Raw genomic sequence first — 24102 nt, 5'->3', positions numbered from 1 at the left:
ATGAGCTCAATAAGTTGTTTATTATCAGTAAGTGTAATGCGCTTGATATAAATTTCTTGATCTTAGAACAATTTTTAGTGAACTAATTGAAACCAAAAGAAAAATAACCATATTATATTTATGGTTTTTCAGGGGGTTCAAGTAGAGATTTAAGCCCCGCAGCTTTATTTTCAATTTCAATCCATTCTTGTTCCGGATCAGAATCACTGACAATCCCAGCCCCCGAGAACAATGACAACCGTTGATGTTCAATTTGAGCACAGCGTAAGGACACGGCGAACTCACTTTTATTTAAGCTAACGAAACCTCCCGTTCCAGCGTACCAGCGGCGCGAGAAAGGCTCATGTTCCGTTAAAAACTGACGAGCAACCGTTCTCGGCAACCCACATACCGCAGCAGTAGGTTGTAAACGCTGTAAACATTCACTGTCTGAAGGTGACACTAAAGTTGCGGCAATCGAACGATAGAGGTGTTGGATCTTGCGTAGGCGAATCACTTTCGCGGGTGAAACATCAATACCCGTTACAATACCTTGTAACTGCTGGCAAATATCGTCCACGACCACTAAGTTTTCGTGTTGGTTCTTACTGTCTTCCATCAACCATTTTGCTTTTTCAGCAGCAATCGCGTCATCAGGATGATTCGCGACTGTACCTGCAAGTGCCTCCGAATTGAGTTGTGTACCTTGTCGTAGATACAAACGCTCCGGTGTTGAGGACAGAAAACCTGTTTCTTGGCTTAATGCCATCATAAAATGGTAGCATTGAAAATTAACTCGTTGGCTTGCCGCTAAAAATTCCGCCACAGAAACGGGTTGTGACAACGTCAATTTCGTTTCACGCGCCATCACAACTTTTTCCATCTCCCCGGCTCTCATTTTCGTGATAGCTTTATTTAATAGGTGGCACCACTGCGCCTTTTCAGGGAAATGTTCATGACCGATAATTTGTGTATTTAAAGGTGGCAATGTTGCCGCTGGCTTGAGCTGCTTTAAAAATGCGATTGCGGCTAAACGGTCATTTTCACCTTTGATATTAAGATAGACTGATATTGATGAACGAACGCGAAAAATTTCTAAACGCGGTAAAAAGTAAAACGTTGCCTGTTGTTTATCGGCCAATGAAATTCCTTCACCAACCGCGTTCCAGCCATTTAAGCCCCATAAACGCATATCGGGATACTGGGCATGTAAAGACAAAAACTGTTCGGCCTCAGTGATTGCGTTAAATTCATATACGGTTCCCAGAGCGCTACACTCATCCGTTCCCGTGCGCTGATACCAATAGAACTGCGGATAACAGGATTGAGCCGATAGCCAAGCTAACCCAGGAAATGTAGAGTGACCATCCAATTGCCAATGTAGACGTATGAATTCTTGATTGCCCAATGCCAATGTTGACAGTTGATGAAGAATTTCAGTTATTAAATTATCTATTTTTTTATATACCACTTTAGATCCCTACTGCCACACTCAACAAAGACTATCGATAATTATATAGTGCAATATAATTTATTAATACATTGATTATTTCTGACAATAGGTGTTACGCCTCGTAAAATCAAATATGTATTAGTAATTTTTTATTACATCACCAATAAATCACTACGCATCTTATTGTATAGATTAAAAAATTTAACTTTAATTATTTACTTGACTTATATCAATCTTTATCTTCAAGATCACACAAAAACACCATTTTGTTTTTTTACTTGATGGTTATTTGTTAATCATATTTGTACAAAGTAAAATAATCATCATCGGGTAACAATACGGTAAGTATTCAAATACGTCACATCACACTAAAAAAACATTAATTATAATTACGATATTAAAAAATAAAAAAATGATATGACAAAAACAATGCTCGCAGAGTTAATATTTATTAATCACTCTCTTAACGCGTCAAAGAGTGACATAATATTTTTATCTTAGAACATTTAATATAACTTCCTGCACTTTTATGATTAGACATTTCAACATTTAATCATAATGAATTTATTATCGATTATATTAGGTCGTCAATTTATAATATATATTTTCATATTTTAGTATCTACTTTTAGGCGATCCTTAAAGTAATTTATTCTTAACTATACGGGGTAAATGCGAATCTAATGTTTTACCATGGGTGATAAATTGCTTAGAGATAATACTATTTTTAGCTCTATCATTTTTATCGCATCACTCATATTTGTGATTTTCTGTTGTCTACCTTTTATTTCAACCACAATACTTAATTGGAAATGAACCATTATGAGTGAAATAACTTATGACAAAATAATTGAAAAAGAGAATATAGGAGCGGCAACTCTTGCATTATTAACCAACCAAGACCCTCACTCTGCTCGCCCCGCCGGCATTTTTACTCACCAAGATTTAGTGAATATTCATCGATATACCCATTTTGCCCTTTCATTACCAACATCAACATTAGAAATCCATTCATGGCTAAAAATTAATGAATCAACTGATTTACCCATAAAAATTAGCGCACTGACTGAGGTTATTCAATTAATTCACAACCATGCCAGTGGTTGGGATGGTGTCGAACAAGAAGTTAAACAACAATCTATTAATTTATCACTGATTAGTCGAAATATTGTTCAGACTGGAAATCAAATCATTGAATACATTAATGATATGCCTATTATACAGCAAATAGCCAATAGCATTGACGACTTGTCAGCCGAGGCGCTAGATGGGCTTACTTACCAAAATGATGACCAGCAAATTGCCACAGAATTATTAAGCATACTGAATCTCATCCAAGATGATATTAAAATGCAAGCCAATAAAACTTCTAGGATTAAAAATACTATTTCTGACTTTCGAGCACATATTATTGGAGGTGCTTTATCTAATAATCAACATGTTGATTCTTTATTATTTAAAGTTAAGTCAATTTATTTGCAATTAGATTCTATTGATGATATTAATTCTGAATCACATCTTTTTGAGAAAGTCACTTTACTCAAAAAAGAGGTATTAACACTCGAAAAAGAATATGACCATTTTGTTAAGTTAAGCTTTACAGGCCTTGCTGGTGGTTTAATTGGATTACTGATTACAGGAGGGATATTCGGCAGCAAAGCTGAAAAAGTCCGCCATAGAAAAAACGCATTACTTAAAGAAATTGTTGAAATCAATAACAAACTCAATAAAGATCGCTTTATTAAAAAAGTTATTTTTGATATTCAAGTACATTTACAGAAGATTGAAGGCTATTTTAAAGATGCAAGATTAGCAGTTGACCATTTAGACTATATGTGGCTTGTTATTTTGACCGAAATTAAGCAGTCAATAGAAACTTTTGCGCGTATTGATAATGCTGCCAACCTTTTAAAGTTTATTGCTCGTTTCAAAAAAATTATCACCGCATGGGCGTCTGTGCAAACTTACTCAGAACAACTCATTGAACTATTTGATATTAAAATGACACATTACTCTCATGCTTAATAAAGGTAATACTATGCACCAAACCGTAAATTTCCCAGTTTTACCTGCTATTGAGTTTTATCAGGTAAGAATGCTCATTAATAAAATTAATAATTTTAATCATAACATTCTAAGTTACGATCCGAGCATTTTTAATCGAATAAAACGGATTGCTACTCAGGCAGAAAGTCTCAATGAGCAAATCAGAAACTCATTGCCAATAATGAAATTAAAAACTCGTTATATCATTGATAGTACGATTAGTGAGCGATTTTCAAGTCAGGATGTTGATGACTTAAAGGGAGGTCAACAGGATTTAGAGTTAACAGAATTTATCGATGACTTTACTGAGCTTAAAAATGAGCTAGAGAAGCTAACAGCACCTTTACGTACCACAAGCGATTATCTATTGGCATTACAATTAGAAGAAGCAAACCACCTTAAAAGTGAGAGCTATCGTAACCTACAAAATCGCCTTTTATTACTGGCTAACAATAATCAAAAGACATTGGATGAGTTTAACCAAGAGTTAATTGCTATTGTTAAAGCTGAAGAAGTTATCTTAAATTACAAGCTAGCGGATTTATTTGATCATGTTTTTCCTGATATATCGCTCATTGAATCATTAAATATCCCTCCTTCTAAAAAAGATCTGCTAAAAATTGCGATTGCCTGTGCCAAGCGCTTACTCACTATCCTTGACAATGGCTTAGATTTTATAAAATTGGTCAATGTTCGACTCTATTTGGTCGATCAAATCGCTGTTTTAAATGAGAAAAACCAGCAGTTTAAAAAGCGCATTGATAAGCTGACACACCTACTTATGCTCACTAAAGATATTTCAAAAATAGATGAGCAACGACAAGATGTGGCTGCCCATTTTCAGCAGTTACAATCTTATTTAACGCAATGGATTGACTATATGCAGACATGTTTAGACGAGCAGACGTTTAATATCCATAATGCCATCAAATCTTGTGAAGCCTTTATGGACTTTATTAATGAAGCCGAATATCAATATCAGCGCCAATTAGCTGATTAAAAAAAACGGCTACTGAAAAGTAGCCGTTTATTTTACTGTGATGGCGGTGAAGATTAAAGCGGGCTCACAGCCAATACCATATAGGAGAGATTGATAAGCGGTTGCGGCCATACCCCTAGCAGGATCACGATAATTGCACAGATAGCAGCAACAACTGTCCCGAAAGTGGCTTTTTCTGGCCCAGTATAACGATCTGCATGTTCTGCATCACGGCTATACAAGCTTGCCATAAAGCGTAGATAGTAGAATAGACCAATCGCACTACCTAAGACCACGGCACCAGTTAACCACCATAGCTCTGCCTTCACTGCGGAAATAATCACATAGAATTTACCAATAAACCCTAATGTAATCGGTATACCAGCCAGAGAAAGCATCATCACGGTAAGCACTGTCGCAAGTACAGGCTTATGCCAGAACAGCCCGCGAAATGCACTCAAGTCATCTTGGTCATCGCCACGATATGGGCTAGAAATAATGCTGATCACACCAAAGGCGCCCAAACTTGCAAACAGATAGCCGACTAAATAGATAGCGACAGTGACTTGGGAATCTGTTGGGGCGGCGCGTAATGCAACTAAGGCAACCAGCAGGTATCCCATGTGAGAAATGGACGAATAACCAAGTAGGCGTTTGGCACTTTTCTGAGTGATAGCCATCAGGTTACCAAACAGAATCGAAGCAATAGCGACGACGCTAACAACAATCGCCAATGTATTACTTTGAGCAGCAGGCGCTTCCATAAAGATACGCATTAATACTGCAAAGATACCAATTTTACTTCCCGTTGCTAAGAACGCGGATACCGGAGCTGGAGCACCTTGGTAAACGTCTGGAGTCCATAATTGGAATGGGAACAGTGATAATTTAAAACCGAAGCCTACAATCAACATCCCCAAGCCAATCAACACCAATGGCGCATGGATTTGGCTATCAGAAAGACTCTGACCCACAGCCGCAAAGCTTAAGCTGCCTGATTCTGCATACAGTAAGGCGATACCAAAGAGCAAGAAAGAAGAGGCAGCGGCAGATAACAGCATGTATTTGATACCTGCTTCCAGCGAACGTTTACGTTCAAAGGTGTAAGCCACAAGACCGAACAAGGGTAAAGAGATCAATTCAATACCAATGAACATGGATGCCATGTGGTTAGCCATTGAAAGTAAGACGCCCCCTGTTACCGCAATCGCCAGTAACAGATGGAATTCTTCTTTATTATCATTAAAGCCTTCCAACCAATGGAAAGCAAAAATGCTGGTTGCCATACCCGCAATCAGGACCAATGCGCTGTAGAACATCGCATAGCCGTCAACACGAATAAGCGGAGTGACTTCTATTGGCAGACCCTCTGCAATAAAGAACAGAGATAGCAGCGCAACGGCGAAGCCGAATACTGTCAGTGTGGCACTTGTTAGGTGATCGCGTCGCCACGCAATGGACAGCATCACAACCACCGCCGTCAATCCGACGATCAATAGCGGGAGTATTGCGATCAATTGTTGAAGTGTTATTGTCATGGCGAATTACGGCCTTAATGTTGTAAGTGAAGCAGTGTACAAGTTATGTAATGTTTCCATCGCACCCTCTGAAGTATCCAAAATTGGTTGTGGATAGAAGCCAATAATAACCAGTAAAACAGCCAGAGCCAGCAGCACACCAAATTCACGTGCTGTTAACCCTTTCATTTCGCTCTCGGATTTTGGTGTACCGTAGTAGGTTTGTTGCATCATCCACAATGAGTAGACAGATGCGAACACCACACCAAAGACCATGATGCAAGTCACCAGCGTAAATTGGCTGAATGTACCAAACAGGATCATGAATTCACCGATAAAGTTACCTGTGCCCGGCATACCTAAAGTTGCAGCGGCAAAGAACAGTGATAAACCCGGTAACCATTTAATACGTTTCCATAATCCACCCATCATGCGCATATCACGGGTTTGTGTACGCTCATACAACTGCCCGCTGATGATAATTAATGCTGCACCTGACAAGCCATTTGTGATCATTTGGATCACTGCACCTTGGTATGCAAGAACAGAGCTAGCGTAGATTGCCACCGTCACAAATCCCATGTGAGACAAGCTACTGTATGCAGCAAGACGCTTAATGTCTGTTTGTTTAAATGCAAGCCATGCACCGTAGAAAATGCTGATCACACCAAGTGTCATCGCAATAGGTGTAAACTCGATCGATGCTTCAGGGAACAGAGGTAGTGTAAAACGCAACAGGCCGTAAGCCGCTGTTTTCAACATGATACCTGAGATATCCACAGAGCCTGCTGTTGGCGATTGCTCTTGGGTATCCGCCATCCAACCGTGGAATGGCACTAATGGCATCTTAACCGCAAAGGCAATAAAGAAGCCTAACATTAGCATAAAGCCAACGGTGCTAGACATCTGAGTACCAAGCAACTCATTGTAGTTAAATGTCCACACAGAGGTGTCGCCGAAGTGGACTAATGCTAATCCAACAATCGACACCAACATAATCAAGCCACTCGCTTGTGTGTAGATAAAGAACTTAGTGGCAGCGTTAATATGCTGTCTGTTTTCTGCTCCTTTGTGCCCCCAGTTAGCAATCAGGAAGTACATTGGGATTAACATCATTTCCCAGAAGAAGAAGAACAAGAACAGGTCAACCGCCGTAAAAATCCCCATCACACCTGCAATAATCCACAGCAGGTTAAAGTGATAAGCACCTTGGTTGGCTTGGTTTTCACTCCACGAACTGAGGACTGAGAAAGCCCCCATGATCGCGGTTAGTACCACCATTAACAGTGATAAGCCATCAATCGCCAGATGGAAATTAATACCCAGCATTGGGATCCACGGCATTGAATATTCCACTTGCCATTGTGGAACACCTTGTGGATTTACCAGAGAGTAATCTCCCTGTAGCCATAACAAGATTGATAATATTAATGTTATTCCCATTGAAGCCAGCGCAACCCAACGTGGTGCGCGGTGGCTAAACCGGTCAGCCTGCCAGCTTAGCAGGCCACCGATGAAGGGAATGAGTATTAGCCAGGGTAATAGCATGGCGCAATGTGTCCCTTAATTAAACCAAAAGCAGCAGAGCAAGAATCAGCACTGCACCCAGCCCCAATGAGGCAACATACCAACGGACCTGACCGTTCTCACTAATTGCCAACCCTTTGTTTGCCCAACGAGACAAGCAGGCAGGTAGGTTCATCAATGAGTTCACAGGATCGCTTTCCAGTAGCCATGCAACACCCTTGAAAGGTTTTACAAAGACAACGTCATACAGCCAGTCGAATCCCCACGCATGATACCACCATGTTGAGAAGAAACGGCCTGGTGCACTTTTCGCGATAACTGTGGCGATAGAGCGTCTGTACAGATAAATGAATGCCACAATCAACAGTCCGATAACAGCAAGGCTACCTGAAAGCATCTCCAACTGTAGCTTACCAGCTTCATGCTCCAGTGGATTAACAGGGAATACGCCTTCTAACGGCTGGTGAATCTGCGCACCAATAAATGTCGCTAAAATTGCCAAAATGCCCAATGGTATGGAGTGAGTAAATCCTTTGACCTTGTGCGCTTTAATTTTCGCTTCGCCATGGAAGGCGATGAAAATCATACGGAAAGTATACATTGCTGTCAGTAGTGCACCGATGAGGCCAGCCCATAAGAGAACCGTTTGGCCATCCACTTCTGCACCCCACAAAATAGCGTCTTTACTGTAGAAACCGGCCGTGAATAGAGGTAGTGCAGCCAGTGCACTTCCGCCGATTAACATCACCGTATAGACGTATGGAATTTGCTTACGCAATCCACCCATTTTGAAAATATTTTGTTCGTGATGACAAGCAATGATCACCGAACCTGCTGACAAGAACAACAGCGCTTTAAAGAAGGCGTGCGTCATCAGGTGGAAAATAGCTGCATCCCACGCCTGAACACCTAGAGCCAAGAACATATAACCAATTTGGCTCATGGTTGAGTAGGCCAATACACGTTTGATATCGGTTTGAACCAATGCTGCACAGCCTGCTAACAACAGGGTGACACCGCCCACAATGCCGACCAGATGTAAGATTTCTGGTGCCATCAAGAACAACGCATGGGTACGAGCAACAAGATAAACACCCGCAGTTACCATGGTTGCTGCGTGGATCAGAGCAGAGACCGGAGTTGGACCCGCCATCGCATCGGCTAGCCATGTCTGGAGTGGTAATTGAGCAGATTTACCTACCGCACCACCTAAGATCATTAAGGTTGCCCATGTGATTGCACTGCCACCTTCTGCCATTTTTTGTGGTGCCATTACAGCCATTTCGCTGAAGTTCAAAGTACCGAGTTCATTCCACAGAATAAACATACCGATAGCTAAGAACACGTCACCAACACGCGTAATGAAGAAGGCTTTCATTGCCGCTTTGCCGTTATCTGGATTGGTGTAGTAGAAACCGATCAACAGGTAACTGCACAGCCCTACCCCTTCCCAACCGAGATACATCAGCATCATGTTATCGGCGAGTACTAAAACCACCATGCTCGCGATGAACAAGTTAGTGTAAGTAAAGAAGCGTGAATACCCTTCCTCACCACGCATATACCAAGAAGCATAAACGTGGATCAGGAAGCCAACGCCCGTTACAACACCTAACATCGTCAGTGAGAGGCCATCAAGGCGAATCGTAAACGGGATATTGAAATCTCCCACTGACATCCAAGTCCAAAGCAGATCGGTGTACGGAGGATATGCACCATTTGCAAGTACAGGTTGTTCTAAAAACTCAATACCCGCATACAATGCAACAACCGCTGCAAGGCCGACGACTCCAGCCCCAATAATAGCTGAAACATTTTCTGACCAACGACCGCGGGAAAATGCTAATAGCACTGACCCCAGAAGCGGAAACAGAATTGTTAAATAGAGTAAATTCATCCGCGCATCTCACTGACTTTATCAATATTCAGGTTCTGACGATGACGATGGAGTTGCAGTAACAACGCCAATCCAATACTCGCCTCCGCTGCAGCCAGTGCAATTGCCAGAATGTACATTATCTGGCCGTCTGGTTGCCCCCAAAAACTCCCAGCGACCACAAAAGCGAGCGCTGTTGAGTTAATCATGATTTCCAGTCCGATCAGCATGAAAAGCAAGTTGCGGCGGATAACAAGGCAGCTTAGCCCCATCACAAACAAAATAGCCGCTAAAATCAGACCATGTTGAAGAGGTATCATTATTGTTCCTCCGCTTTCGCTTTCGCATTGCTAACAAGATCAGCACTGTTTTCAGTACGGTCACGACCTACGTGGAACGCAACTACTAAGCCTGCTAGCAGTAACAATGATGCCAATTCAACCGCTAGGACATAAGGTCCAAACAAGCTAATTGCCACCTCTTTCGCACTAATCACCGTGCCAGTAATACCGTCTTGGTATGACAGGCTGGTAATGCCGTAAACCAGAAGTGCCAGCAATACTGCAGATAACAGTGCCGGCCCAATCCAGTTTTTCGGTGCCAGCCATTCACGCTCTTGCTCTTGAACAGAGCGCCCAAGGTTGAGCATCATCACCACGAAAACGAACAGTACCATGATGGCACCCGCGTATACGATGATCTCCAAAGCCCCCGCAAAGTATGCGCCGAGCGAGAAGAACACCATAGACAGTGCCAGCAGAGAAACAACCAGATACAACAACGCATGTACCGGGTTAGTATTGGTTATCACCCTCAAAGTCGCTAAAACAGCAACCAGACCGGCGATATAAAATGTAAATTCCATGAATATCGCTCCTTATGGCAACAGGTCTTTGACGTTAATTGGTTTGGCTTCGTTATCCGCTTCACCTTTGTCTTTACCTGCAATCGCCATACCCGATTTACGGTAAAAGTTATAATCAGGATATTTACCCGGACCTGAAATTAATAAGTGATCTTTTTCATAAACAAGATCTTGACGACGCCATTCACCCATTTCAAAGTCAGGTGTTAATTGGATTGCCGTTGTTGGGCAAGCCTCTTCACACAACCCACAGAAAATGCAGCGTGAGAAGTTAATGCGGAAAAATTCAGGATACCAACGCCCATCCTCATGCTCCGCTTTTTGCAGTGAGATACAGCCCACTGGGCAAGCAACCGCACATAAGTTACAGGCAACACAACGCTCTTCACCGTCTGGGTCACGGGTTAATACGATACGACCACGGTAACGGGGCGGCAGGTAAACTGGCTCTTCGGGATACATTTGCGTTTCACGTTTTTGGAACGCATGCAAACCGACCAACCAAATACTGCGTACTTGAGTGCCGAAACCGACCAATAAATCTTTCAATGTCATGGTTCAATCACCCCTTACTGAGCGTTGTATAAAATAACTGCTGCGGTACCCAGCAGGTTAAGCAGAGTCAGCGGCAGGCAGATTTTCCAACCGAAAGACATCACTTGGTCATAACGTGGGCGTGGTAAAGATGCACGGATCAGGATAAACATCATCATGAAGAAGGCAGTCTTAATCGCAAACCACAGGAATGACGGCAAGAAAGGTCCATGCCAGCCACCAAAGAACAGCGTTACAATCAAGGCAGAGACTGTAACAATACCGATATACTCACCAACGAAGAACAGGCCGAATTTCATACCTGAATATTCAACGTGGTAACCATCCGCAATCTCTTGTTCAGCTTCTGGTTGGTCAAACGGGTGACGGTGACATACCGCAACACCTGCAATCGCAAACGTCACAAAGCCAAAGAATTGAGGAATGATGTTCCACATACCTTTCTGAGCGTCCACAATATCAATCAAATTGAAAGAGCCTGCTTGAGCCACAACCCCCATCAATGAAAGACCTAAGAACACTTCGTAGCTCACCGTTTGTGCGGAGGCACGCATCGCACCTAGCAGTGAGTATTTGTTGTTACTTGACCAACCAGCAAACAGAACGGCATAAACCGCAAGACCTGCCATCATCAGGAAAAATAAGATCCCGATATTCAGGTCAGCGACATACCATGTTGGGCTGACAGGTACGATAGCAAAAGCGAGGAACAGCGAACAAAACGCAATCACAGGTGCTAACGTAAAGATTTTTTTGTCTGCAAACTGTGGGATCCAGTCTTCTTTGAACAACATTTTGAACATGTCGGCCATTAACTGCCCCATGCCGAATGGTCCAACGCGGTTAGGGCCATAACGATTTTGGAATAAACCGAGAATACGGCGTTCACCCAAACTCATGTATGCCCCACAGATCACAACAACCAATAGGATGACAATCGATTTAAGGACGGAAACCAAAATTTCCATCACTTCTGGGGATATCCAATCCATCATGCCCCCCTCCGCAGATTATTGACTGATACACCCGCCATGGCTGGTGCAATACCTGGCATACCCAATGGCAGACCGATTTGACCACTCGACAGATTTTTACTCACACGCACCGTCAGATTAAAGGTTTGTCCTTCATAACTGAACTCCGCTTGAGTACCTGCTGCAAGGCCAATCGCCGCGGCATCTTTTTCATTCAACATGATATAAGGTTCCGGCATGCGCTGCTGGATCACCTCAGAGCGTTGTGACATCTCATCACTGCCGAACAAGTGATAGTAAGGCGCAACCACCCATTGAGCTTCAGTCGCCTGATAAGCCGCTGGGATCTCCGTGAAATAACCCAGTTTACCTTCTGTTGAATTAAACAAACGAACGCCCGGATCACCAAAACGCAGATGGCCACCCACTTCACTTTGGAATTTGTTCCAAGCTTGTGGTGAGTTCCAACCTGGTGCCCATGCAAATGGAATTTGCTGACGTGGTGCCGTTGGGCTGTTGTTCCCTTCCATAGAGAACGCAAACGCCGTGTCTTTATCTTGCGGTTGGCGCTGTTCATGAACCGATTGATTCGCTAGCATCGCCGTACGCCCACTATAACGGTGTGGCTCACGAGCAAGTTTCTGACCACGAATACGGAAAGATGCTTTTGGTGCCGCATCGACAATACCTTCAAACTGAGGTAACGCAGCCACACAATCCGCAATAACATGATCAAGCTGAGACCAATCTGCATCACGTGCTTGCGCTTCTGTTTGCAGTGAATGCAACCAGCGCCAGCTTTCGTTCATGACGATAGATTTATCGTAGAAAGATGGGTCAAAGACTTGGAAGAAGCGTTGAGCGCGACCTTCTTGGTTGATCAAGGTTCCATCTGCTTCCGCAAAACTTGCCGCAGGTAATACCAAGGTGGCTTTATCCATAATGGCAGTATGTTGATGATCCGCCACAATGAGGTGCTTCAGTTTCGCCAATGCACTATCGACAGCGTTAACACTGCTATGACGGTAAAGGTCATTTTCCATCACAATAGCGACATCGACTTCATTTGCATTAATGCGCTCAAATGCACTATCCAACGGCTGTGCTTTCATCATTGCGAGACCAAAACTATTCGCGTGGGAAGCAAGGTAAGATAGCCCCACTTGAGCACCTTTTGCTTTGAGTGCAAACGCAACGTTAGCAGCCGCTTGGATCATCGCATCGCTTGCTGAGTGGCTACCACTGATAATCAATGGTTTTTTCGCACTGGCCAGCGCTTGAGCAATGGTTTCAACTTTAGCTCGTAAATCAGCAGGTAAATCTGTTACAGCCGGTGCATCACCATTAATCATGTTCGCAATAGCGAAACCAAAACGCGCTTGGTCTGCAACAGGAGCACGGTAGTTAAATGCCGCGATATCATCTAAACGCGTATCATCAACGTTAGTGATAAACAGAGGGTATTTCGCGTGTTGGCCGATATTCATGATCGCCGCTATTTGCCAGTCTGCCACTTTTTGGGCCGCTGCCATTTCACGAGCTTTACCTTTAACGGCTTGGCGAACCGAGAGTGCCATACGAGCACCCGTCTGAGTTAAATCTTCACCCAGAACCAATACTGCATCGTAATCTTCCACTTCGCGTAAGCTTGGTGTATAGATCCCCCCGTTTTGCAGAATGTTGTGCATCAATTCAAGGCGACGCTGTTCATCTGCCGAAACACCTGAGTAGAAGTTTTCCGCGCCAACTAATGCACGGAGTGCATAGTTACTTTCGACACTGGCACGTGGAGAGCCGATACCAATCACTTTTTTCGCTTGATTGATGATCTGTGCACCACTTTGCATCGCTTCAATGGCTGAAATCACTTGTTTCACGCCATCTTTATTTAACAGTGGCTGGCGAGGTCTATCTTTACGGTTAACATAACCATAGCCAAAGCGCCCACGGTCACACAGGAAATAATGGTTTACTGAGCCGTTGTAGCGGTTTTCAATACGGCGTAATTCACCATAACGTTCACCTGGGCTAGTGTTACAACCGATGCTGCACTGTTGGCAGATCCCCGGTGCAAACTGCATATCCCATTTACGGTTATAGCGTTCTGAATGTGTTTTATCGGTAAATACCCCCGTTGGACACACTTCAACTAAGTTACCGGAGAATTCACTCTCCAGAGTGCCATCTTCAGTACGACCGAAGTAGACATAGTTGTGTGCGCCATACACGCCTAAATCCGTACCATCTGCGTAATCTTTGTAATAACGCACACAACGATAGCAGGCAATACAGCGGTTCATTTCATGGTTAATGAAAGGCCCCAGATCCTGATTGATGTGAGTACGCTTGGTAAAACGGTATTTACGCATATTATGACCGGTCATTACCGTCATATCTTGTAAATGACAGTTGCCCCCTTCCTCACAGACTGGACAGTCGTGTGGGTGGTTGGTCATTAGCCATTCCACAACACTTTCACGGAATTGTTTGGCCTCTTCATCATCGATAGAGATGTAAGTCCCTTCCGTTGCCGGTGTCATACAAGACATCACGAGACGACCACGAGTGTCATCCGCGTTTTGATATTGCTTAACCGCACACTGGCGGCAAGCGCCAACGCTTCCCAGCGCCGGATGCCAGCAAAAATAAGGAATATCTAGCCCCAGAGAAAGGCAGGCTTGTAACAGGTTTTCAGACCCGTTTACATCATATTCTTTGCCGTCTACATATATTGTAGCCATAGTCAGCATGCTTCCCAAAGGCCCGCTCAACAGCAGGCGTTAATCAAAAATACGTTCTTCGTGAAAATCGATTTTTGCGGTTGCTCATTCGCAAAAATATTACCAACGCTGTTTTAATAGGTTGGGCTGGATACCGGCTATCTGAGCAATATTGCGCAGATCTTTTTGCGAGATACCCGCTTCGAATTCTTCACGGAAATATTTGATGGCGCTCTGTAATGGCTCTACCGCACCCGGTGCGTGAGCGCAGAAAGTTTTACCCGGACCTAAGAAACGGCAAAGTTGCTCTAATGTTTCAATATCGCCCGGCTGCCCTTCCCCTTTTTCTAACGCCTGCAAAATTTTCACGCTCCATGGCAAACCATCACGGCAAGGCGTACACCAGCCACAGGATTCACGAGCAAAGAAAGTTTCAAGGTTACGAACCAGAGACACCATGTTGATTTCATTATCCACGGCCATCGCTAACGCAGTACCTAAACGGCTCCCTGCTTTACCGATAGATTCAAAATCCATTGGTAAATCAAGATGATCGCCAGTTAAAAAGTCAGTACCCGCGCCGCCGGGTTGCCATGCTTTTAATGTCAGTCCATCACGCATCCCACCTGCATAATCTTCCAACACTTCGCGTGCTGTTGTGCCAAATGGCAATTCCCATAAGCCTGGATTTTTCACTCTGCCTGAAAAGCCCATCAGCTTGGTGCCCGCATCTTTACTCTTGCCAGCACTGAGGTTGATATACCATTGCTCACCATGCTCTAAGATGGCAGGAACGTTACAGATAGTTTCAACGTTGTTTACGCAAGTAGGTTTACCCCATGCACCTGACGTTGCAGGGAATGGTGGTTTTGAACGTGGGTTCGCGCGACGCCCTTCAAGGGAGTTAATTAATGCCGTTTCTTCACCACAGATATAACGACCAGCACCGGTATGCACGAACAGTTCAAAGTCAAAGCCTGAACCTAAAATATTTTTACCGAGTAACCCAGCCGCTTTCGCTTCTTCGATGGCGCGACGTAGGTGTTTGGCCGCCTCAACATATTCACCGCGTAGGAAGATATAACCACGATAAGCTTTTAGCGCATAAGCCCCGATGATCATGCCTTCAACTAAAAGGTGAGGCAGTTGCTCCATCAAAAGACGGTCTTTATAGGTGCCTGGCTCCATTTCATCCGCATTACATAAAAAGTAACGCAGTTTCATGTTTTCGTCTTTTGGCATCAGGCTCCATTTCAGACCAGTGGAGAAACCTGCACCGCCGCGGCCTTTTAGCCCAGCGTCTTTGACAAGGCTAACCACCTCGTCGGGTGCCATGCCTTTAAGTGCACGTTCAACACCTTTATATCCATTCTTACTACGATACTCATCCAGCCAAACAGGTTGTTTGTCATCACGCAAACGCCATGTCAACGGATGTGTTTCCGCAGTACGGATCACTTGTTTAAAGGAGTTTGTCATGGATACTGCTCCAGTAACTTTTTAATATCTTCAGGCTGTACGTAGCTGTGAGTGTCCTCATCAATCATCATAGTAGGACCCTTATCACAGTTACCCAAACAACAGGTTGGTAGCAGCGTAAAGCGGCCATCTGCCGTTGTTTGCCCTGGACGAATATTTAACTGATTGATAATTTCAGCTTCTAATCCTTGGTATCCCGTAATATGGCAAACCACACTATCGCAATAACGAATAATGTGGCGTCCTACAGGTTGACGGAAGATTTGGCTATAGAATGTCGCCACACCTTCTACATCACTCGCGGGGATACCTAGTACTTCGGCAATCGCGTAAATAGCACCGTCTTCAACCCAGCCACGGTTTTTTTGCACAATTTTTAGTGCTTCAATTGAGGCAGCACGCGGGTCTTCATAGTGGTGTTTTTCACCTTCGATTTCAGCACGCTCGGCTTCCGTTAAAACGAAACCGTGCTGTGTTTCTTGCGGTTCAAAAACATTTACGCCATCAAGACTGGTCTGCTTATTATGTTCATTATGCATGGTTAGCGATCCACATCCGACATTACAAAATCGATACTACCCAGATAGACAATCAAGTCGGAAACCAGACTACCTTTGATCACCGCTGGAATTTGCTGCAAATGCGCATAGCTCGGTGTACGAATACGAGTACGGTAGCTCATTGTGCTGCCATCACTCGTTAGGTAGTAACTGTTAATCCCTTTAGTTGCTTCGATCATCTGGAATGATTCATTCGCAGGCATAACTGGACCCCAAGACACTTGTAAGAAGTGGTTGATCAGGGTTTCAATATGCTGCAACGTCCGCTCTTTCGGTGGCGGCGTCGTCAATGGGTGATCGGCTTTGAAAGGCCCTTCTGGCATATTCTTCAAACATTGTTCAAGAATACGCATACTTTGGCGGATCTCTTCCACTTTGATCATCACACGGTCATAACAGTCACCGTTGTGAGCAATAGGAATATCAAACTCAAAGTTTTCGTAGCCTGAATACGGACGCCATTTACGCACGTCAAAATCAAGACCTGTCGCACGTAAACCAGCACCAGTAACCCCCCAAGCCAAGGCTTCTTCTTTTGTATAAGCAGCAACCCCGATTGAACGGCCTTTCAAAATGGTGTTTTTCAGTGCTGTCGTGACATAAGAGTCGAGGCGTTTTGGCAGCCAATCTAATAATTCACGTAGTAATTTATCCCAACCGCGTGGTAGGTCATGCGCAACACCACCGATACGGAACCAAGCTGGGTGCATACGGAAACCGGTAATGGCTTCAACGACGTTGTAAACTTTTTGGCGGTCTGTAAACGCAAAAAACACAGGGGTCATTGCGCCGGAGTCTTGAATATAGGTACTGATATAGAGTAAATGGCTGTTAATGCGGAACAGCTCAGATAGCATCACTCGGATCGTTTTCACGCGATCAGGAACTTCAATGCCCGCCAGCTTTTCAACGGCTAACACATAAGGCATTTCATTCACACAACCGCCAAGGTATTCAATACGGTCAGTATAAGGAATGTAGCTATGCCAAGACTGACGCTCACCCATTTTTTCAGCACCACGATGGTGGTAACCGATATCTGGTACGCAGTTTACGATTTCTTCACCATCTAGCTGCAACACAATACGGAAGGCACCGTGTGAAGAGGGATGGTTAGGTCCTAAGTTAAGGAACATGAAGTCTTCGTTTTCATTACCACGCGCCATGCCCCACTCTTCTGGTTTGAAAGTTAGTGCTTCCATTTCCAGATCTTGTTTTTGCTTAGTTAGCTCAAATGGGTCAAATTCTGTAGCGCGCGCTGGGTAGTCTTTACGTAATGGGTGACCTTCCCAGCTTGGTGACATTAGCAGGCGGCGTAAGTTTGGGTGACCTTGGAAGGTAATACCAAACATATCCCACACTTCTCGCTCGTACCAGTTAGCATTTGGGAACAGTGACACGATAGAAGGTACATTCAGGTCTTTCTCATTTAATGCGACCTTCAACATGATATCGCGGTTGCGATCAATCGAGATGAGGTGATAGAAAACACTAAAGTCTGCCTCTGGCAAACCTTGTCTATGTATTCTCTGACGCTCATCCACCCCATGCAAGTCAAATAACATGACATAAGGTTTTGGCAATTTTTTCAAAAAGTCTACGACTTCCAGTAACTGCTCACGTCTTACCCAAATAACTGGCATTCCAGTACGGGTAGCTTGAACAGAAAAGGCATCCGGGCCAAATTGGTTGCGCAGTTCCAGAAGCACAGGATCATTTAAATGTTCCTGTGTCTGCCATCCTGGCAGGGTACTCTCTTGCGCTATCTGATCTGTCATCATTCTTCACCATAACGCTTGATCAGGTTTATCATTTCGCAACACATTGCTCTGTTACGCTGTATGGCTTTAAGCCTTAAATTTCGTCTGGGGTTCGCAAGTTAGTCACTGCGATACGTTCACCGTGCTTTCTTTCTCTTTCTGATTGCATATTGGCACGATAAACCCCCTGATCACCAACAACCCACGATAGCGGACGACGCTCTTTACCGATGGATTCCTGTAACAGAAGCAGAGCTTGCATATAAGCTTCAGGACGTGGTGGGCAACCGGGAATATAAACATCCACAGGAATAAATTTATCTACACCTTGGACGACAGAATAAATGTCATACATACCGCCAGAGTTAGCACATGAACCCATGGAGATGACCCATTTTGGTTCAAGCATCTGGTCATAGAGACGTTGAATGACGGGAGCCATTTTCGTAAAGCAGGTTCCTGCAACGACCATAAAGTCGGCTTGACGAGGTGAAGCACGGAGAACCTCTGCCCCAAAGCGGGCTACGTCATGAACTGCTGTGAACGACGTCACCATTTCAACATAGCAACATGAGAGACCAAAGTTATATGGCCAAAGAGAATTTTTGCGCCCCCAGTTAACGACATCGTGTAAGGCATGAGAAAGTTTACCCATGTAAACACTGTTTTTAACTTGCTGCTCAAGTGGATCGGTAACGATTTCTTGAGTTTGCAGGGGATAACGGTCGTTCTCACCGTTCGGATCTATGCGGGTGAGCGTATAATCCATTGTATAATGCCTCGCTTGTTACTGCGGATGACGATTGCTGATTTTAATAACTTCACTAGGACCTTTAACTGCGCGACGTGAACGGACAGGAGTCCAATCCAATGCACCAACGCGAACCAGATAAAACAGTCCAGCCAACAATACCAAAATGAAAATTGCTGCTTCGATAAAGCCTAACCAACCGACTTCACGGACGGCTACAGCCCATGCAAACAGGAACATGGCTTCCACATCGAAGACAACGAAGAACATGGCAACCAAGTAGAATTTCGCCGACATCCGAAGACGGGCACTCCCTACTGAATCAATACCTGATTCATAAGGTACGTGTTTTGTTCTGGCTTTGGCACGGCTGCCGAGGAAATGACCAGCGACCAACATAAACGAACAAAGGGCGATGGCGCCGACAAAGAATATCGCAAAGGCCCAGTTATGGGCTAACGCTAGGATAGATTCAGACATACTCGTTGCTTACTCATTACACATGGTGCGTGAATCTGCTCTTAACGGCAGTATTACACCATAATTGCCCAGTTAACCGAGAAGAAAGACCAAAAATCATCACCAAACATAAAAAAGCAGTCTGAAGACCGTGTTTGGTTTGTCCTCTCTCCGACTATTTATTTTGCTCAACTTAAGCAAAATAACCCGTACTTGCTACAATTCGTTGACCTACCAAAAACAAGATTGCAACAAAAAGTACTCAAAATCAGCTAAAACGTGTCAGTGTGTAAATACACACAATAAACGCAATGACTAGTCTAACTGATTATTCGCTTTTACTACACTATTATCTCAGGAAAAACCTGTCTTACCAGATGAAAACTTGCTCTTTTTATTTGATCTAGCGCACAGTTTTATTGAAAATTTGCTCATACTGTTTACAGAATATTCAAATTTAGTCTAAGTCACATTAACTGTTTTTTATTCACTAAATCAAGTAACTGTCTGACTAAGCAGTCCTATTTTATCAATTCAGCAAAATATGATTGTTAACAAGATAACAATTTTGTAACTAAAAAATGAAATTCATGTTCTGCCATCTACATCACAATTATTTCACGTAATATTATTTTAAACCATACTTATTAAGTGGTTACTTTGTCCTTTTTTGCCCCGTTTTGCTCAAAAAAAAACCGCGAAGTTATCGCGGTTTTTTCCATTGAGTTTGTACTAATCAATTAATAATCATCAAATAATTATTGGTGCTTAAAATGACCCTTCACTTTCGTTAACAATGACATCGTCACTGGTAGGTGCAACAGCATAAGGGATCTTTTTGTTTTCAATTGCACTAAATACTGTTAACACTGAATCCTTTTGTTCATCAGCATTTTTATACAGCCAATATTGGATATCAGGCAAACGAGGCAGACCATCCGTTTCATTTAAAATGCGCAGATCCGCATTTTGCATTTCCATCGGTCGCGCTGTCACGCCGACTTCTGCATTTACAGCCGCTCTGACAGCAGGAAGTGATGCTGCTTCATACGCAATATGCCATGCAAGCCCCGCATTATCTAAAGCATCAGTACTCAGTTTGCGGTATGGGTTTGTTTCATCCATAACTACTAATGGAATCGGCTCATTAGCGCGCAACTGGAAATCAGGGGCACTGTGCCATAACACCGGTACTGTTCTTAATGCTGTTTTTGGATGATGGCTAATACGCGCCGTCGTCAAAGCTAAATCAATCTCATGATTATCTAGCATCGACTCAATAAATTGTGCGCGTTTGATCCTGACTTCAACAGCAAGACGCGGGAAAATAGACGCAATACGGTTGAGTAAAAATGGGAGTAAGATATCAACCGTATCATCGGATGCACCTATTCTCAATTCACCTTCAGCGTCGTTATACGTCAATGATGCTGTTGCGTCATCATTTGCACGCAAAATTTGTCTTGCGTAGCCGAGTAATTGTAAACCATGTGCGGTGAGTAATTTATTCCTCCCGTGGCGAGCAAATAACTCACGACCGACTAATTGTTCTAAGCGTTGCATTTGCTGACTGACAGCAGACTGGGTTCGACATACTGCAGCAGCAGCGGCAGCAAATGTATTTAGATCGGCAACTGCGACAAATGTCCTCAGTAGGTCCAGATCAAGGTTCATTATTGGACGATTGGAATTTATCATCTTTAATTCTCTTATATAATTTTATGTTACCTGGTGTTCCTGCTCTCCTCCTTGAGATCAGCTTGTTTAATTACTGAAATAACTTGCTTGATGTTTATCTAATCCTTAGACTCACATTTATTACACTTTATCCGAGTGGGACAATCTTAAAATGAACGTTCCACCGAACGACAAAGAAGCATGTTAACCAATCGATTTAATTTAAATCGTAAAAACAACCTTCTTATTTGCCGTCCTCTAAATACTAACATATTTAATGTAATTGCAATTATTTTAATGTAAATGCCTTTAAACATGTACTCACGCCCTAACTCAAACGTTTATTTTTCAGTTAGTTATAGTTTTATCATTCATTTTTATTCATTATTTTCTCACTAGAACAATCAATATTACTAACAAAAAGAGCTAATTTCTGTTGAAATTCCACGGAAATTTATGAATTTTTATTTCTATACATCCAATTTCGTCATCAATCTTACAATTTGATACAATCTTTTTGTTTCTAGCCATTATTTGCCCATAATTTCTATTTTTTCCTCCAAAACAGCCAGAATTGACAACAGATAACTTCAAATTAATTAATATTATTGGCATCTACATTCAACTTAAGTGGCATGTTTAGTTATCAACAGTCACATCACAGCATAAACCAACCTTTTTCACCAAAAATTATCTCCTATCTTCAAAAGCTTCCGTGGTAAGAGTAGAGTAGTAACAGATAAGCCGGAATCCCCCTACTTAAGTCTTCCCAAATAGGGTAATGAGAGAACGAATGAATAACATTAAAAAATCTAACAAGCTTGATAATGTCTGTTACGACATTCGCGGGCCTGTATTAAAAGAAGCAAAGCGCTTAGAAGAAGAAGGTAACAAAGTCCTCAAGCTAAATATCGGTAATCCGGCACCGTTTGGCTTCGAAGCCCCAGATGAAATTCTGGTCGATGTATTGCGTAATCTACCGAGCTCGCAAGGTTATTGTGATTCAAAAGGATTATATTCCGCACGTAAAGCCATTGTTCAGCACTATCAGGCTCGCAATATTCGTGAAATGACGGTTGAAGACGTTTATATTGGTAATGGTGTTTCTGAACTGATTGTGCAAGCAATGCAAGCGCTGCTCAATAATGGTGATGAGATGCTAGTACCTGCCCCTGATTACCCGTTGTGGACTGCGGCAGTTTCTTTATCCGGTGGTAATGCAGTTCATTATATGTGTGATGAACAGCAAGGTTGGATGCCTGATATTGATGATATTCGTAAAAAAGTTACGCCTCGCACTCGCGGAATTGTCATCATTAACCCAAATAACCCAACCGGCGCGGTTTACAGTAAAGAGTTATTGTTAGAAATCGTTGAGCTTGCACGCCAACACAACCTTATTATTTTTGCCGATGAGATTTACGATAAAATCCTGTATGACGGTGCCGTGCATCACTCAATTGCGGCATTAGCGCCAGATTTACTGACCGTCACTTTTAACGGATTGTCAAAAACCTATCGTGTGGCAGGTTTCCGCCAAGGTTGGATGGTATTAAACGGGCCGAAACAACAAGCTAAGAGCTATATTGAAGGTCTCGAAATGTTAGCATCAATGCGCCTGTGTGCTAACGTTCCTATGCAGCATGCTATCCAAACAGCACTCGGCGGCTATCAAAGCATCAGCGAATTTATTCAACCCGGTGGTAGGTTATATGAGCAACGTGAACGTGCTTGGCAACTAATTAACCAAATCCCAGGGGTTTCTTGTGTAAAACCACAAGGCGCGCTGTATATGTTCCCTAAAATCGATATTAAGCGTTTCAATATCCATGATGACCAGAAAATGATCCTTGATTTATTACTACAAGAAAAAGTGCTTCTTGTACAAGGTACTGCATTTAACTGGCCAGAGCCGGATCACTTCCGCATCGTGACCCTGCCTTATGCAGATGATCTTGAAATGGCAATTAATAAATTTGGTCGTTTTATCGAAAATTATCGCCAATAATGCTTCATTAATCGTTAAGACAGAAACACTCCCTCAAAAAAGGGAGTGTTTTTTATGAATCGTCTGTTACGGCTTAACATTTATTACTTTTCCAATTTAAGCTAGAAAATAAAAAAGCCCTGCTGTCTTATTGAGACAATAGAGCTAAGCATTCAGCAAACACAATAGACGGCCTATCACCTCTTTATTGAACAACGTTTTGTTAATACTCTTAAAAAGATGATTCAGACTTATTTATTATCGTTTATCAATAATCATATAATAGAAATAAAATAAACTGCTGCTAAAAAGAATAGCAATAATATAATTGGAAAGTATTTCATATTATCCCCTACCATTATTTATTAAGAATGTTATTCCTGATTATAGATTTTTATCACCGCAGATCAAACAATAATTAAAAACAAATAAAACAACAATAAAAGAGCATCATAAACAGACGTTCTATAAAAGTATATTGGCCTAATAAAATTAAAGCTACTATCTTATTATGATAGCATTATCACGTCTCTTTTAAATTAGCTTTACTAGGCTCTTAGTAGTTTAGTTTTGCAACCACTTGAGTGAGAAAATGCAATATACATGGTTCTTGCATCACCATTAACACCAACAATAACTGTTGGGTCATCATCTTCAGTAATAGAACAGTAAAAATTATTTTTTGTAATAAATCTTTCTCCTCGCTCTGTTATTATTTCTAGTCGCCAATAATCTTCATAGCCAGAATACTCAAATGAACCTGCTTTTTTTATAATCTTCCCATGCTCAATATTATAAAGTGTCATATCTGTTGGCTTACCATGAGCGGCCGTATGATGTAATCTGACATATTTTAATTTTTCATGCCAAAAATTTTCAAATGTAATAAACCCCAAATTCCAAGGCATAAACCCTCCATATAGTTTCTCATGCTATCAA

Annotated in this window: 19 protein-coding genes; 3 read left to right on the top strand and 16 right to left on the bottom strand. The window is 42.7% G+C overall.

Features of this window, described 5'->3' with window-relative positions:
• Positions 1-118: 118 nt before the first annotated feature.
• Entirely contained in the window at positions 119-1450 is a 1332-nt protein-coding gene (locus tag I3B46_RS08170; protein ID WP_104873573.1) for an isochorismate synthase, read from the bottom strand.
• Positions 1451-2253: 803 nt separating this feature from the next.
• Here I3B46_RS08170 and I3B46_RS08165 point away from each other — a divergent pair.
• A complete protein-coding gene (locus I3B46_RS08165; protein ID WP_104873574.1) occupies positions 2254-3456 on the top strand; it encodes an alpha-xenorhabdolysin family binary toxin subunit A in 1203 nt (400 codons plus the stop codon).
• Positions 3457-3469: 13 nt separating this feature from the next.
• Positions 3470-4477 (top strand): alpha-xenorhabdolysin family binary toxin subunit B, encoded by a 1008-nt coding sequence (locus I3B46_RS08160; protein WP_231405911.1) that lies wholly within the window; start codon positions 3470-3472, stop codon positions 4475-4477.
• Between the two features lie 53 nt (positions 4478-4530).
• Here the strand turns inward: I3B46_RS08160 and nuoN are convergent, their stop codons facing one another.
• From nuoN to I3B46_RS08090, 14 genes are all read right to left on the bottom strand, one after another.
• A complete protein-coding gene (gene nuoN / locus I3B46_RS08155; protein WP_104873576.1) occupies positions 4531-5994 on the bottom strand; it encodes an NADH-quinone oxidoreductase subunit NuoN in 1464 nt (487 codons plus the stop codon).
• A 6-nt stretch (positions 5995-6000) separates the two neighbouring features.
• A complete protein-coding gene (gene nuoM, locus I3B46_RS08150; protein WP_004921104.1) occupies positions 6001-7521 on the bottom strand; it encodes an NADH-quinone oxidoreductase subunit M in 1521 nt (506 codons plus the stop codon).
• A 19-nt stretch (positions 7522-7540) separates the two neighbouring features.
• Positions 7541-9397, bottom strand: a complete 1857-nt coding sequence (nuoL, locus tag I3B46_RS08145; RefSeq protein ID WP_014656259.1) for an NADH-quinone oxidoreductase subunit L — start codon at positions 9395-9397, stop codon at positions 7541-7543.
• Complete coding sequence (gene nuoK / locus I3B46_RS08140) at positions 9394-9696, bottom strand: NADH-quinone oxidoreductase subunit NuoK (RefSeq protein WP_004921109.1); 303 nt, start codon at positions 9694-9696, stop codon at positions 9394-9396. The genes nuoL and nuoK overlap by 4 nt, the downstream gene beginning before the upstream one ends.
• Positions 9696-10241 carry an NADH-quinone oxidoreductase subunit J gene (gene nuoJ, locus I3B46_RS08135; protein ID WP_004921110.1) on the bottom strand — a complete coding sequence of 182 codons (546 nt, stop codon included), beginning with the start codon at positions 10239-10241 and terminating at the stop codon, positions 9696-9698. Before nuoJ ends, nuoK begins: the two co-directional genes overlap by 1 nt.
• A 12-nt stretch (positions 10242-10253) precedes the next feature.
• The gene (gene nuoI, locus I3B46_RS08130) at positions 10254-10796 is read right to left on the bottom strand and encodes an NADH-quinone oxidoreductase subunit NuoI (RefSeq protein WP_004921112.1); all 543 of its coding nucleotides are present in this window, start codon (positions 10794-10796) and stop codon (positions 10254-10256) included.
• 14 nt (positions 10797-10810) lie between these two features.
• Positions 10811-11788 (bottom strand): NADH-quinone oxidoreductase subunit NuoH, encoded by a 978-nt coding sequence (gene nuoH / locus I3B46_RS08125; protein ID WP_014656260.1) that lies wholly within the window; start codon positions 11786-11788, stop codon positions 10811-10813.
• Complete coding sequence (gene nuoG / locus I3B46_RS08120) at positions 11788-14520, bottom strand: NADH-quinone oxidoreductase subunit NuoG (RefSeq protein WP_071821155.1); 2733 nt, start codon at positions 14518-14520, stop codon at positions 11788-11790. The genes nuoH and nuoG overlap by 1 nt, the downstream gene beginning before the upstream one ends.
• Positions 14521-14610: 90 nt before the next feature.
• Positions 14611-15969 carry an NADH-quinone oxidoreductase subunit NuoF gene (gene nuoF, locus I3B46_RS08115; RefSeq protein ID WP_004921121.1) on the bottom strand — a complete coding sequence of 453 codons (1359 nt, stop codon included), beginning with the start codon at positions 15967-15969 and terminating at the stop codon, positions 14611-14613.
• On the bottom strand, positions 15966-16508 hold the full coding sequence (gene nuoE / locus I3B46_RS08110) for an NADH-quinone oxidoreductase subunit NuoE (RefSeq protein WP_004921124.1): 543 nt from the start codon (positions 16506-16508) through the stop codon (positions 15966-15968). Before nuoE ends, nuoF begins: the two co-directional genes overlap by 4 nt.
• 2 nt (positions 16509-16510) lie before the next feature.
• The gene (nuoC, locus tag I3B46_RS08105; protein WP_004921126.1) at positions 16511-18310 is read right to left on the bottom strand and encodes an NADH-quinone oxidoreductase subunit C/D; all 1800 of its coding nucleotides are present in this window, start codon (positions 18308-18310) and stop codon (positions 16511-16513) included.
• 73 nt (positions 18311-18383) lie between these two features.
• The gene (locus tag I3B46_RS08100) at positions 18384-19058 is read right to left on the bottom strand and encodes a NuoB/complex I 20 kDa subunit family protein (RefSeq protein ID WP_004921127.1); all 675 of its coding nucleotides are present in this window, start codon (positions 19056-19058) and stop codon (positions 18384-18386) included.
• Positions 19059-19076: 18 nt separating this feature from the next.
• A complete protein-coding gene (locus tag I3B46_RS08095) occupies positions 19077-19520 on the bottom strand; it encodes an NADH-quinone oxidoreductase subunit A (RefSeq protein WP_014656263.1) in 444 nt (147 codons plus the stop codon).
• A 747-nt stretch (positions 19521-20267) separates the two neighbouring features.
• Complete coding sequence (locus I3B46_RS08090) at positions 20268-21197, bottom strand: LysR family transcriptional regulator (protein ID WP_014656264.1); 930 nt, start codon at positions 21195-21197, stop codon at positions 20268-20270.
• 772 nt (positions 21198-21969) lie between these two features.
• Here I3B46_RS08090 and I3B46_RS08085 point away from each other — a divergent pair.
• Positions 21970-23184 carry a pyridoxal phosphate-dependent aminotransferase gene (locus I3B46_RS08085; RefSeq protein ID WP_014656265.1) on the top strand — a complete coding sequence of 405 codons (1215 nt, stop codon included), beginning with the start codon at positions 21970-21972 and terminating at the stop codon, positions 23182-23184.
• A 527-nt stretch (positions 23185-23711) separates the two neighbouring features.
• Here the strand turns inward: I3B46_RS08085 and I3B46_RS08080 are convergent.
• Positions 23712-24071: a hypothetical protein gene (locus tag I3B46_RS08080; protein ID WP_004921139.1), complete on the bottom strand. Its 360-nt coding sequence runs from the start codon at positions 24069-24071 to the stop codon at positions 23712-23714.
• Positions 24072-24102 lie beyond the last annotated feature (31 nt).

Origin of the sequence: Providencia sp. 2.29, assembly GCF_015832305.1 — a bacterium.
GTDB classification, from domain to species: domain Bacteria; phylum Pseudomonadota; class Gammaproteobacteria; order Enterobacterales; family Enterobacteriaceae; genus Providencia; species Providencia stuartii.
This window is presented reverse-complemented; position numbering and strand designations above follow the sequence as displayed.